Origin of the sequence: Flammeovirga sp. EKP202, assembly GCF_014534745.1 — a bacterium.
Classification (GTDB): domain Bacteria; phylum Bacteroidota; class Bacteroidia; order Cytophagales; family Flammeovirgaceae; genus Flammeovirga.
In genome coordinates this window covers 1-13512 of the sequence record NZ_JACVVP010000031.1, presented here as the reverse complement: position 1 = coordinate 13512, position 13512 = coordinate 1, and the positions used below count along the sequence as shown (strand labels likewise).

The following is a 13512-nucleotide window of genomic DNA, read 5'->3' as shown; positions in this document are numbered from 1 at the left end:
AATGGAAGAACAGCTAAACTATTGTTATCAGCAAAAGTCTGATCTAAACTCTGAAACTATATTTTTATCACAATTTAGTGAAATTCATAAAGGAACTTCATCTTGTCTTTTTTGGGGTAAATTAAAATATCCTTATTATCTATCTAGGTGCTTGATTACGCTTTCAAATGTGGTAAAGTCAAGTTTTAATCTATCACCTTTTCAAATAGCATTATTAAAGGACCCAATTGTTACTGTAGGAAATCAACAAATTCGCTTTGAAGGTTTCTCACATTGTGTTGGTGTTTATGCAAGGGTTGATGTTTTAGAAGATGGTCTTGATGGTGAAGTATTGGAATACGGAACAACTAATGTAGACTTCAATCAAGAATTAATTACTGCTTTGGGTAAAGTAAATCGGAATGATCAACTATCATTATCGGTTGGTAAAAAGGAAGTAGGTTTCCATCAGGATGGTGAAAGTTTTATTGAAAGAAAAGTACCATTACCCACTAAATGGATCAAAGGTTTGTCAACGGTTCAACTTTATTTTTCTCAGTCTAATCCAATATTTACTTTAACTAAAGTCCAAGCTTTACAGCTTTTCAAAACACTTCCTGTAGGAAAAGTTAAAGAGGATTATTATTTGTCGAAGAAGGGTAATCGGTATTCTTTTACAATCAGAAAAGAAAAAGATACAATTACTATCGGAGGAATTCATCGTCTGAAATTACTTCAACCTCTTCTTCCACTGATTAAAGAAATGAGTGTTTATGAACAGGAAGAAAAGCAATCTGTTACTTTCGTTTTGGTGTTTGAAGGAGTAAAATTCAATTTCTCTTTATCAAGGAATTATTATAGAGGATTTTCGGGTGAAGGTGCCTTGTTAGATGGTTTACTAGATACGTTTCCTGAAAAATTAATCAAAGCTTTTGATAGCTTCACATATACTAATCAAACTTTTAACCCTACACTATTAGCTGTAGATAAAGATTTAGATCTTTCAAAAGTTGAAAATCTTACTAATGTATTAGCTGGAATGGGATTATTGGGGTATGATTTAGAAACTAGGAATTTCTATTACAGAAGACTTCCTTTTAAATTAAATAGGATCCTTTCTTTGAATCCTAGATTAAAAGGAGCTGAAAAATTGATTGAAGAAGGTAAAGTAAAGATTCTATCTCAAAACGAATATGAAACTAAGGCAGAAGTAGAAGGAAGTGGAGGAATACAACATTACGTTTTGATTCAAGGTGAAAATAAAAAATGTACTTGTACTTGGTATAGTAAAAATCAAGGAACAAGAGGATTATGCAAACATATATTGGCAGTATTAAAACTAAAGTAAACTATGCTAACTACTGAACTAGAAAGTATAATTAAAAATGAAGAGGAGATTATCCCTTTTTTAAAGACATTAAGCCCAAAAGATAAAAAAGAACTATGGTCTCAGCTGAGAAGAATTAAAAAAGGGGTTTATGAATTTAGTGAAGAACAAGGAAGAAGAATATGCCATTACAATGATGCTCAATTATTATTAATTGATGTCGCATCATTTGTGATTTGCGAAAAGAAAAACTTTAGCCGAATTACCTATAAAACAGATTTTGGATCTGAGTTTTTTGAGAATGAAATATTACCATGGTATGTACCAAGTTGGTACAGTGATTATATAAATAATGAGAAGAAAATAAGTTATGATAGAGTATTACAACTCAGTAAAAAAGGATTCTTAAAACCTACTACCTCATTAATTGCTGATTGTTTGGCAATAGTGTGGGATGATGATTTATTTAATTACCCAGAAACTTTAAAAGAACACATTTGGTATCTATTTCAAGAAGAAACTATAATCTCACAGAGGTATTCTTATGTTTTTGATGATAGAAAAAATAGAAGATGGATAGATATTTTTACCAAACTAGTTGAGGAAAATCACATTGAAAGAGAGAAAGTAATAACGCATACTATTCTCACTTTTACATCTGGATTTAATAAAACGAATACAGGTTGGTTTACCGATCTTTTATTGTCACTAGAAATAACAAAAGAAGAGATTCTACTTCATCAAGAAGAAATATTTACTGCATTAAATACTCAGCATTCAAAACCCATCAATACTTTGCTTAAATACATAAAAAGTATTGTGAGCGAAGAAGAATTTCAAATAGATTTATTTATACAATATGCAGGTATATTGTTCGTCTCAGAAACTAAAGCGGTAGTCAATACTGCATTACAGATTTTTGAGAAAATAATACAACAACCGACAACGGATAAATCAGATCTTCTTAAAATCATAACGGAAGGTTTGATTCAAACTGATGAGAAAATTCAATTGAAGGTCGCTAAACTAATTGTGAAGTATGGAGATCCTTTAGATGAACCATTAAAAGACCAAATAAGTATTTATCATGAATCATTATTTTTCTCTGTAAAGGAAGTACTTTCTTCTTTTTTAATCCATGAAGAGACCTATGAAGAAATAGAAGAAAAGAACTGTATATCCGTTTTATTTGATGAAAATGAAATTCCAGTTTATTCAACTTTTGATGAAATTCTTTTTTTAATAGCTCAAGTTATAGAAAACAATGAAGTCTATCATGTAGAGTTATTATTGAACTACCTTCCAAAGTTGGATCAATTGATCACCAATGAAAACGTTTCTAAGCTTGAACCTGTTTTCAAGAGAGTTTTAGAAGTTCATACTTCTCGTACTTGGACAAAGAATGTAGGTGCTTTAGAAAAGTATTATATTCCTAATTATCTCAATGAGTATGCAGATATTTTGATGGAACGATACCCCAATGAATTACAGAAATACAAACAGTTTAGAAATAAAAAGAACATTGGAGATGAATTGAAATATTTGAAAGAAACAGGTAGAATTAATTTTCCTTTAGGAGTTTATTATCAATTGATTCTTTATTCTAGACAACTTTTAAAAGAGAATCAAAAGGTTGATTTTCTCTCAACCCCTACTCATGCACCATGTTGGATTGCTCCACAGGTTCTTATTGACCGTATTATTTCATTTGAAGAAAAAGGAGTGGCAATTAATTTGATTGATTTTCAAATAGCTATTGGCCGTATACCTGTTCAAGATTTTAAAGGAAAGCTTACTTCTTTAATTCAGAAAATAAATCATCAAGAGATCAAAGAAGTACTGAATTATCATTTTTCTGAAAAAGCACTTCAAACACTGACTATAGATCATCCTGAATTATGGTTACAAAGTGTTATCTCTAGAAATATTCAAGATGAGATTACTTTTTTAGAAAATAAGTTGAACACTAATTTTGATATAGAAAGAGGGGTATTTAAACGGAAATTTAAATCAGAATTTGCTTCGTCTTATAATTACACAAAGGTAAAATTCTTTTTAGAAAATGAAGTAATAAATGATTTTAACGGAATATTTAAGAGGGATTACTTATCAAGTTTGTTTCATGAAAATATTCATCATAATGATGATATGAAGGTATTATTATTACAGCCGAACAACCCTAATATTTTATTATCTAAAGCCTTTCATTCTTTTTATTTCGGTGGTACAATTTTACCAGAAGTTCCAGAACAAACATTCGAGTTAGATTATTTAAAAGGTTTGGAAAAAGTATGGTATAAAGAAGAAACAAATGATGCTCCTTATTGTGTACTTATGGGAGGAATATTAAATCCCGGAAATGTACATAGAGACCTTTCTGTTGAAATTTGGTTGAATGTAAATGATAAAGGAATTTTTGACAACAAACGTTTTGGAGCGATCATTGGAGAATTTCAAGCGAGAGGATATGCACCTGTTAAAAGATTAACAGACCTAATTGTAAAACGAATGCTGAATATCTCTAAAAAGCATAATGAGAACTTATTGGAGGTATTAGTTGGTATGGTAGAAAATATGCCTTCTACTCCCATCAGAGGAATTAAAAAAGTATTAGAATTAATAAAAGAACTGAAAACAAGTCACTCTAATTATCTATTAAGTGATCGGTTTAAAGAAACGCTTGAGGTTTGGAAAGAAAACAAAGGCTTGAAATCAGTTATTAATAGTATTCTTGAAATTTAAAATTCTGAATTTATATTAAAATACATTAATTTATTCCGTTTGTTAACTAAATATTAATTTTATATTTCGTTTATTACTTTCTAACCCAAATCGTTTTTTTAATAAATTAAGATAAGTGTCAAAACTACTGTTAATCAATGCAAATTCTATTCTATTCCTTGTTAAGTTGGTTAAAACATTGATGATCCCTTAGATATAATTGTACCTTAAAATTACCGAAGAGGCCTCTTCTTTAATCTATCTGTTCATAAGGGATGTAGTGTGAAAACTATGCCCGAGAGTATAATTGATTGTCCGTTTTTACACTAATAATCAGACTATTAGTGGTGGGATTGTATTGTCATGCCTACTCTACAAACTATTATAAATATGATTGATATTTTAAAATTTATGGGTCCAGAAGGACTGTTTATCTCCTTTTTAGTCTTACTAATCGCTATTGTACAACTCTTCAGAGTTATTATAAGCAAACAAAGCAATCTTTCTCCATTACCTCAAAGCAACCCCCTAATCAAAAAGTATGACGATGTAAACTTAGACAAGTACACTAATTTCTTTCGAATGCTCGGGTTGAGTATTGGTTTAACAATTGTCTTGGCGGCATTTGAGTACCCAACTCCTAAAGATGTATTGGTCACGCTAGACAAGAAGGGTTGGTATGTCGACGATTCGGATTTGGATTCAGCTGTTGTGTTACCTAAACCAAAATTACCTCAGCCAAAGAAAATTCCAGTGGTCACTATCATTGAAGTTAAAGATGATAAAGAAGAAACGACCGACATTGAAATTGAATTTCCTGAGTTTACCGATCCTGATGAGATCATTGAGGAGTATACTCCTATAGAAGAACCCGATGAAGTGATCGAATCTGAAGTGCACATCATCGTAGAAAAAAGTGCTTCTTTTAGAGGAGGCATGGGTAAATTTTACAAATGGTTAGGCCGAAAAATCAAGTATCCATCTCAAGCTAGACGTATGGGTGTTGAAGGAAAAGTATTTGTGGAATTTGTCATAGAAACGGATGGTTCTTTGAGTAACCTAAAAGTGGTAAGAGGTATTGGTGCAGGTTGTGATGAAGAAGCAATCCGTATTTTAAAGACTTGTCCAAAATGGACTCCTGGAGAACAAAGAGGAAGACCTGTCAGGCAAAGAATGGTATTACCGATCTCTTTTCGTCTTCAAAATTAATCTAATTTCTGAGACAGTTATGAAGCATCACTTAAAATGATCCCCTTCGCTGTCACAGAAAACTATCATAATCGTAATCAAGTGCTACTGGAACAATTGATGTTTCAGTAGCATTTTTTTGCACTTATTTCTAGAATTTGGTGCAATAACCATGTACTTATTATTATCCTTTTTAAGTGTTTATATTTGATTTTTTATTTAATAAATTCCAATTTTTACCATTATTGTCTTCTTTTTTACCTTTAATCACTAGTAAATAATCAGGTCCTTTGTAGTGTTAAAAAGATAAACGCTATGAAAACATTACTCGATATTCTCTTTATTACTTTCGGCATGTTGCTTGGTTTCACTATTTATTCTCATGCACAGGTAAGGCCAATTCATGATCTTAGGTACAATGATGATTTTTCCTATTTATTGTCAGATACGGTTCAGAAAAAAGGTACTGATCATTTAAAATTGATGTCTATTTCTAAAGATGGAAATACGAAGTTGTCTATAGGAGGAGAAGTAAGGGAATGGTATGAATACCGTAAAAATCCCAATTTCGGAGATGTACCTCCAGGTACGATTACTGATTATGATGGAAGTTTACAGCACCGTTTGATGTTGCATGCTGATCTTCAGGTCAACACAAGAATCAGAGTTTTTGGGCAACTTAACAATACTTTGGAATTGGGGAACCCCAATCCTCCCGTTCCTGAAATTATAGTTGATGGTCTTGGTTTACACCAATTCTTTGTGGACTTGAATGTTGGAAAGAAAGGAAATGAAAAAGGACAAATTATTCGTATCGGTCGTCAAGAGTTAGATTTTGGAAATGGCTTATTGATTTCATCAAGAGAAGGCCCTAATAATAGACAGGCTTTTGATGGAATTTCTTATATCGCTCAAAAGAAAAATTTTGATCTACATGCCTTATTTACCACGCCCGTCATCATTCATCCAGAAGTATTTGACAATTCACATATTAACGAATTTATTTGGGGAGCCTATGCTAGTTTTAGAAAATTAAAACCACTCAAATTAGATCTGTATTATTTTGGATTTTATACTGAAAGAAGACAATTCAATTACGTTTCAGGAAAACAAAATAGACATACCATTGGAGGACGACTATGGCAAAGAGGTAGAAGACTTTGGGTAGATATGGATTTGATGTACCAAACAGGAAAGTTCAATGATTTAATGGTTCACGCTTTCAATGCAACAGCAGAAGTACATTATTTCTTTCCAGATGTTTTTTTAAAACCAATGATTGGCTTGGGAGCAAGTTACGTTTCGGGTGATTATGATCCGAATGATAAGCAGTTGAACACTTTCGACCCTATGTACCCAAAGCCCGTTTATGGACTAGCAATGGCTCAAGGGCCAAGTAACATTATGCATATCAAACCTACTTTTGGTCTGCAACCTTTAGAACGTTTATACATTAATTTCAGCTGGTATTATTTAGCGAGAGCAAGTAATAAGGATGGATCTTACGCTCCGAGCATGGTACAAGTACGTCCTTCTTCTGAAACTCAAAGTGATCAATACGGTGTAGGGATTCAGTATGGATTAGATATTTTTTATATCATCAATCAGCACTTCACATTAATGTCTTTTAATTCTTATGTGACTCCCGGTAGTTATGTAAAAGAAACTGGAATGGGTAAACCTATTACTTTTTCAGCAGTTGCATTACAGTATAAGTTTTAAACTTTAATAAAGAAATTAAGAATAGAATGATTAGATTAGAGGTTTGAAAAATGTACTAAAAACTAACTTAAAGTTTAATCATGCTATTTTTACAAGCAAACTATATTCGTTCTCTAAGTAAGAGGGATATTAGAAACTACTTTTTAACAATTGTAGTTTCATTTATAGTCTTAGGATTTTTATCCTTCCTAGCAGCACAATTGTTTAGAGGAGACCTTTCTTCAGTGCAATTATATACTAAAAGTGGATTAAGTAAAAAGCAATTTCTATTCTTTGCAGTGATCTATGCCCCTATTGTAGAGGAACTTGCCTTTCGGTATTTTTTGAATTATAAAGTAGAGTCCTCTAGAATATCTTTTTCATTGATGTTTGGTTATTGCTGTATTACTCTGTTTTCTTTCTTTTCCATGGGTATCTATAAGTATTTTTTTGTACTCCTTTTTTCTGGTCTATTTTATATGTTTTATTCGAAAAAGATAGATGAAGAATTTGTTGAAAAATGGAAAGGTATTTACATTTACCTTTCGGTATTTTTCTTTGGTTTTGGTCATATCGCGAACTTTGATTTTGACTTAATTACGGTAGCACATATTCCTTATATTTTTATTTATGGACTAGTTCTTTCTATATATGGATATACTTTTACCGTGATCAGAATTAGAAAAGGCATGAAGTATAGTATGCTCGTCCATGCTCTAAAAAATTATTCTTCATCAGTATCACTGCTTTTATTTTTATAAGACAAATAAACTGTAAACTAAATTTTCGTTAATTACAGCAGTTCCTTTTGTGAAGGATAAATGGTAGTGCATTGTGGTTCGCGAGGACGTTGCAATGCAACGCCCCTACAGCACTGCATTTTAGAAGATAATTACAAAATCCTTTTCTTTTATAATCAGGTAATTATTTAGTAGTATCTAAATCAGCCTTGAAGGGAAAAGCGTTAAGAAGCTTGAAAGTTGATCCTATTAAGGCTTGCAGAAAGGTCGATTAAAAGTTAACGATAGTTTAGTTTACACTGCAATAAATACATTGATAATCAGTTGTGTATTATGTTAAACGACTACAGTAGTAGTATTTAAAAATATTAACTAATATCTATAAGGAAGGTAAAGTTGAAATGGTCATATTTAAAGAAAAGGCAGAGTTATATGTTTAATTCAAGCCAAAAACTTTAAAACCATTGAGGGTATTTTCATACTCTTTCTTTTTAAACTTTATTCATCAACCATTTTTTAACGTAATGAAAAAACTATTTGCAAGCTTCATTTTAATGAGTGCTATGGTGTCATGCTCTGATAAAATTGATAATGATCTAGTGACAGCTGATAACTCTGGTTTCTATCAATGGAAAACAGAATTTAAGGCAGAGATCACTGAAGGTGAAGAAACCAAAACTGTTTCTACAGGAAGTATTCCAACTACTGAACTGAATATTTTACCCAATGGAGATGCTGAGGTGAAATTTTATGAGTATCAATTACATTATGATTTAGATGACAATCTGATCATCGAAAATGATCAAATTCAATATGATCTTTTTGTAGCTGAAACAAGAACAGGTGATGTGGTTCAATCTTTATTGGGAGAGTTTTCTGTGAATTATACAACTTCATGCGAAGCAGGAAAAGACACTGTGGATACTCCTAACATTAAGACCTATTTTGTAAGAGACTTTGGTCCAGTGAAGGCAGAAGGCGGATTTACGAAACGTACTTGTTCAGATTTGATTCCAAAAGCGGAATAAGTACTTCAACAAAATATCGTACACCATGATTGAATCTGTTGTGTTCATCGTGGTGTACGAGAAAATGAAGAAGAAGCAAATTCTAAAGTAGCATATTTATATTGTTTAGAAATCAGGAGATTTCTGCTGATTTTTAGGACACGAATGATGCTATCGCTTAACATTCGCGCCAGTGGACTTTCTACCTAATTCATTTGCTACTTCTTCCCCCGGCCTTGAAGGGAAAAGCGTTAAGAATTTCATGGATTGAGCCGTTAAAAATGATTTTGCTGTTTGAGCGCAGCGAGTTTAAAATCATTTAGGCGAAAGGAATGAAATTTAGCTTTTGACTTCTAAGCCTTGAATTTTTTGCTTCGTTTTTGTTTCAAGACAAAAATGAAGAAGAAGGAAGCTTGAAAGTTGACGATAATTTAGTTTACAGTGTAGTATTATTATCTTTAATGGTTCCCCATGTAACTCAACTATTATTATTTCTCATTTTAGAAAACGTTATGCTGATTTTGGGGTGTATTTTTTTCAACTCCTTTCTCTATTTTTTGATATAAAAATCTACCCCTCTAAAAAACCGATTTATTACCGTAGCCTATTCAAGTTATTCATTATCATGCATTCAGAATGAAATGAATAGTTATGAAACGAAGAGAATTTTTAAACGTTGGTAGCAAAGCAGCACTTATGCTTTTGGCTTCCAATGATATCTTAGCGAACTCCAACTTACTTAAAAAACTAAATGGAGACTTTTTATTTATCGAAGCAGAACAGTTTTCTGATTTAGGAGGATGGGAAGTGGATCAGCAATCTATGGATCAAATGGGCTCCTCTTATCTTCTTGCCCATGGTTTAGGAATCCCCGTAAAAGATGCCATCACACAAGTTGCTTTTCCTAAAAAAGGAAGTTATAGAGTATGGGTAAGAACCAGAGACTGGGTGGCTCCGTGGAAAGTGGAAGGCGCACCTGGAAAATTTCAATTACTGATCAATGATCAACCAGTCAAGGAGACCTTTGGAACTAAAGGAGCAGAGTGGCATTGGCATGATGGCGGGGTCGTGGATGTCGCTAAAAATACAAAACTGACATTGCATGATCTGACAGGATTTGAAGGAAGGTGTGATGCTATTCTATTTTGTAAAGACAAAGATTTTGTTCCTGTTGATGATGTGAAAGCACTGACTAAATTCAGAAGAAAATTACAAGGTTTTTCAGACAAACCTGAAAATGGAGGAGCTTTTGATCTTGTCGTTTCAGGAGGAGGTTTTGCAGGAACAAGTGCGGCAATTTCCGCAGCTCGAAAGGGATTAAAAGTAGCCTTAATACAAGATCGTCCTGTTTTGGGTGGAAATGGAAGTTCCGAAGTACGTGTGTGGCCCGAAGGGCATACCTTACAACAACCTTATCCGCATGTAGGGGAAATTGTAGAAGAGATCTCTCCAGATAAAATTGATAGAGGAAGATACGGTACCAGAAATGCACGCTTGGGAGTAGCTTATAATGATCAGCGTAAAACGGAGGTGATCAACAAAGAACCTAACATCACACTGTTTTTAGAAGAAAGAGTGATTGATGTAGAACATAAAAATCAAACGATACATGCAGTGGTTACTCAGCATACGAAGACAGGTGTGCAGAAAAAAATCAAAGGACAGTTTTTCGCTGATTGTACAGGTGATGCCACTGTAGGATTTATGGCGGGTGCCGAATATAAAATGTCAGCTTCTACGTTTATGGGCTCTTCGAATATGTGGAGTGTGTTGGATGCTGCCAACAAAGAAGAGGTACTGAAATGTGAATGTAAAGATAAATCAGCTTTAACGATCTCATGTGATATTGGAGAAGTAGAACAACCTTTTCCTAGATGTCCTTGGGCGTTAGACCTCTCTGATAAGCCCTTCCCTGGTAGATCCAATTACAAAGGACAGTGGGGAGCGAAAGATCCATTGGGCAACCTCGGTGGATGGTTTTGGGAAAGTGGATTTGATAAGAATCCAATCACTGATGTAGAAAAAATTCGTGACCTCAATTTTAGAGCAATGTACGGGGCTTGGGATGCCTTGAAAAATGTAGATAAACTTTATCCTAATCACCGTTTGGGCTGGTCTGCATTTATCTCTGGAAAAAGAGAATCAAGACGATTAATGGGAGATATAAAACTGACGGCAGATCACTTTAGAGATAAGGTAGAGTTTGAGGATGGTGCTTACCCTTGTTCTTGGGGAATTGATGTACATAGTGCTCATCAAGAATTTGATAAAGGATTGGAAGGAGAAGAATTTATCTCTTTTGCAACGACGGGAAAAGGTTATGATTACGAAGGTCCTTATTGGGCACCTTATCGAACTTTATACAGTAAAAACATTCAGAATCTATTTATGGCAGGGCGTAACATCAGTGTAAGTAGAGATGGTTTGGGTCCGGTGAGAGTAATGAAAACGTGTGGTATGATGGGCGAAATTGTTGGTTTGGCTGCCTCCATTTGTATTAAAGAAAAAGTGACACCTAGAGGTGTATATCAGCAGCATTTGGATCAATTGAAAAAGCTCATGCAACAACCATCCACTCAACGTTCTTAAATTCTGTCATGTTATGTATAAGCTATCAAAATTAGTATTGAAGGTAATTGTATCCTCTTTGATTTTCATTCTTTTCTTACAATTTAAACCCAAGAAGAATCCATCCAACTACCAACTGAAACTAGGCGAAGTAGCGACAGTTTCTAAGTTTGAAGATAAAAGATGGAGTCATTGGGGAGGATCTATTGTAAAAGACAAAGAAGGAACTTATCATCTTTTTTATTCTCGTTGGAAAAAAGAACTAGGTTGGGCTTGGGTAACACATTCAGAAATTGCTCATGCTGTCTCTGATGCTCCCGATGGCCCTTTTGAGTTTAAAGATGTGACCCTAGGCGTAAGAGGTGAAAACTATTGGGATGGATTATGTACTCACAACCCCACTGTACATGAATTCAATGGAAAGTATTATCTCTATTATATGGGAAATACCGGAGATGGAAAAGTGATGGGTACTCCAGAAAAAATAGTTTTAAATCCAGTACATCGAAACAATCAGAGAATTGGAGTGGCAGTTGCTGACCATCCTAATGGACCCTGGATGCGATTGGATGCACCATTAATTGATATTTCTCCCAATGACCAAGCCTTAGATGCATTAATGGTGAGTAACCCCACGATTACTCAAAATGATAAGGGGGAATTTTTAATGGTTTACAAAGCGGTAGGCAAAAAGAGAAAAGGCATTTGGGGCGGTCCGGTAGTACATTGTGTGGCGACTTCTAATTCACCTGTTGGTCCTTTCAAGAAACACCCCTCTCCCATTTTCCAAGCGGAAGGTTATGATTTCCCTGCCGAAGATCCTTTTATTTGGTTTCAAGAAGGACATTATTATGCCATCGTAAAAGACATGCATGGTGCTTTTACAGAACACGGCCGATCATTGGTACTTTTTCATTCTTACGATGGATTAGATTGGAAGCTCTCAGACCATCCTTTGGTAAGTACTTTAGAAATCAAATGGGAAAATGGACAAACTCAATCCGTATCTCATTTAGAGCGTCCTCAGTTATTCTTAGAAAATGGAAAACCGAAGGTATTATCGTGTGCAGCAGATATTGAGGATGAAAACGGCGTGCTTCAATCTTTCAATGTTCAGATACCTGTAACGGCTTTTGAGGAAATGTAAGGTGAATTCATTTTATGGTGTGATGAACTTTGATAGTTTAGAAATCAATCCTTTTGAATAACTTGTCAATAATTTAGGATTGAATATCTATATATGCATCACCAAAATATCTCCTATCATCAAAATAAAAAATTGGGTAAAGGATTGCCTTTTGCCATTGTACCCTCTTCTATTCTCTTGGAAGGAACAGATATTTTCTCTCCTTCCAAGAGAGATTTTCATGTATTATTTTGGTTTAAAAAAGGAACAGGTACTTACTATATCGATTTCCAAGAATACACCTTTCAACCCAATACCTTGATGTTATTGTCTAAAGATCAAATCAGTTATTTTGATACTTTAGACCCTGAAGAAGTAGAGATACAAAGTATTGTTTTCACCCCTGAGTTCTTGTATCGTAATGATCACGATCTTCAACATATGTTTCAATTTTCATTGGCTTCACATATTGAAGGAATGCAATATTTATCTCTGTCAGAAAAGAATAGTACATTTTTTAATTTACTAAGCGAACATATGTTTGAGGTGTATGATCATTGGAAATTACCTCAACAGGAACATGCTTTTTACCATTGGCTCAGCTTATTTTTGATTCAAGTAGAAAGAATCCAAAAACAACATCAAACCATAGAAAGACTTTCCTCATCGGATCAATTATACCTAAAGTTTCAGCAACTACTGGAGCAAAACTTTAAAAAGGAATTTAAGGTAGAATTTTACTTAAAGACTTTAGGAATCAATATCAAAGCACTAAGTAAAATACTCAAAGAGAAATACGATTTATCGCCCAAAGCAGTGATTGATGAAAGAAGAATTCTTGAAATTAAACGCTTACTGAAAGGCACATCAATTCCTATCAAAGAAATAGCGTATGACATGGGATTTGATGAACCCACCAACATGGTGAAGTATTTTAAGAAAAGAACTTCTTTGACACCTAATGCATTTCGTAAGGAATAGAGAAACGCTATTGATTACATTGCAAACGAAATTACAATTAACTTCCAATTTACCTTTTTACAAGATTGTATAGGATCTACTTTCAAGATTCTTTCTACTTCGTTTTTGTCTTGAAACAAAAAGAAGCAAAAAATTCAAGGCTTAGAAGTCAAAAGCTAAATTCCATTCCTTTTG

Annotated in this window: 9 protein-coding genes; all 9 read left to right on the top strand. The window is 33.6% G+C overall.

What is annotated here, in order from left to right; genetic code table 11:
- The first annotated feature begins 1 nt into the window (after nucleotide 1).
- The 9 genes from IC221_RS18180 to IC221_RS18140 all read left to right on the top strand — a co-directional run bounded on the left by IC221_RS18180 (nucleotide 2) and on the right by IC221_RS18140 (nucleotide 13338).
- A complete protein-coding gene (locus IC221_RS18180; protein WP_188170333.1) occupies nucleotides 2-1327 on the top strand; it encodes an SWIM zinc finger family protein in 1326 nt (441 codons plus the stop codon).
- Nucleotides 1328-1330: 3 nt separating this feature from the next.
- On the top strand, nucleotides 1331-4048 hold the full coding sequence (locus tag IC221_RS18175; RefSeq protein ID WP_188170332.1) for a DUF6493 family protein: 2718 nt from the start codon (nucleotides 1331-1333) through the stop codon (nucleotides 4046-4048).
- Nucleotides 4049-4417: 369 nt separating this feature from the next.
- Nucleotides 4418-5236 carry an energy transducer TonB gene (locus IC221_RS18170; protein ID WP_188170331.1) on the top strand — a complete coding sequence of 273 codons (819 nt, stop codon included), beginning with the start codon at nucleotides 4418-4420 and terminating at the stop codon, nucleotides 5234-5236.
- Nucleotides 5237-5530: 294 nt separating this feature from the next.
- Nucleotides 5531-6937 (top strand): alginate export family protein, encoded by a 1407-nt coding sequence (locus IC221_RS18165; protein WP_188170330.1) that lies wholly within the window; start codon nucleotides 5531-5533, stop codon nucleotides 6935-6937.
- An 80-nt stretch (nucleotides 6938-7017) separates the two neighbouring features.
- Nucleotides 7018-7677: a CPBP family glutamic-type intramembrane protease gene (locus IC221_RS18160; protein WP_188170329.1), complete on the top strand. Its 660-nt coding sequence runs from the start codon at nucleotides 7018-7020 to the stop codon at nucleotides 7675-7677.
- Between the two features lie 503 nt (nucleotides 7678-8180).
- Entirely contained in the window at nucleotides 8181-8684 is a 504-nt protein-coding gene (locus IC221_RS18155) for a hypothetical protein (RefSeq protein ID WP_188170328.1), read from the top strand.
- Between the two features lie 630 nt (nucleotides 8685-9314).
- On the top strand, nucleotides 9315-11252 hold the full coding sequence (locus IC221_RS18150; RefSeq protein WP_223241424.1) for an FAD-dependent oxidoreductase: 1938 nt from the start codon (nucleotides 9315-9317) through the stop codon (nucleotides 11250-11252).
- A gap of 13 nt (nucleotides 11253-11265) precedes the next feature.
- The gene (locus IC221_RS18145) at nucleotides 11266-12378 is read left to right on the top strand and encodes a glycoside hydrolase family protein (protein ID WP_223241423.1); all 1113 of its coding nucleotides are present in this window, start codon (nucleotides 11266-11268) and stop codon (nucleotides 12376-12378) included.
- Nucleotides 12379-12471: 93 nt separating this feature from the next.
- Nucleotides 12472-13338, top strand: coding sequence for a helix-turn-helix domain-containing protein (locus tag IC221_RS18140; RefSeq protein ID WP_188170327.1), 867 nt, complete (start codon nucleotides 12472-12474; stop codon nucleotides 13336-13338).
- Nucleotides 13339-13512 lie beyond the last annotated feature (174 nt).

Bases quoted from the DNA above. Each gene is read 5' to 3' on its own strand.
- IC221_RS18170 (WP_188170331.1), top strand. From the start codon at position 4,418: ATGATTGATATTTTAAAATTTATGGGTCCAGAAGGACTGTTTATCTCC.
- IC221_RS18180 (WP_188170333.1), top strand. From the start codon at position 2: ATGGAAGAACAGCTAAACTATTGTTATCAGCAAAAGTCTGATCTAAAC.
- IC221_RS18165 (WP_188170330.1), top strand. From the start codon at position 5,531: ATGAAAACATTACTCGATATTCTCTTTATTACTTTCGGCATGTTGCTT.
- IC221_RS18145 (WP_223241423.1), top strand. From the start codon at position 11,266: ATGTATAAGCTATCAAAATTAGTATTGAAGGTAATTGTATCCTCTTTG.
- IC221_RS18140 (WP_188170327.1), top strand. From the start codon at position 12,472: ATGCATCACCAAAATATCTCCTATCATCAAAATAAAAAATTGGGTAAA.
- IC221_RS18150 (WP_223241424.1), top strand. From the start codon at position 9,315: ATGAAACGAAGAGAATTTTTAAACGTTGGTAGCAAAGCAGCACTTATG.
- IC221_RS18175 (WP_188170332.1), top strand. From the start codon at position 1,331: ATGCTAACTACTGAACTAGAAAGTATAATTAAAAATGAAGAGGAGATT.
- IC221_RS18160 (WP_188170329.1), top strand. From the start codon at position 7,018: ATGCTATTTTTACAAGCAAACTATATTCGTTCTCTAAGTAAGAGGGAT.
- IC221_RS18155 (WP_188170328.1), top strand. From the start codon at position 8,181: ATGAAAAAACTATTTGCAAGCTTCATTTTAATGAGTGCTATGGTGTCA.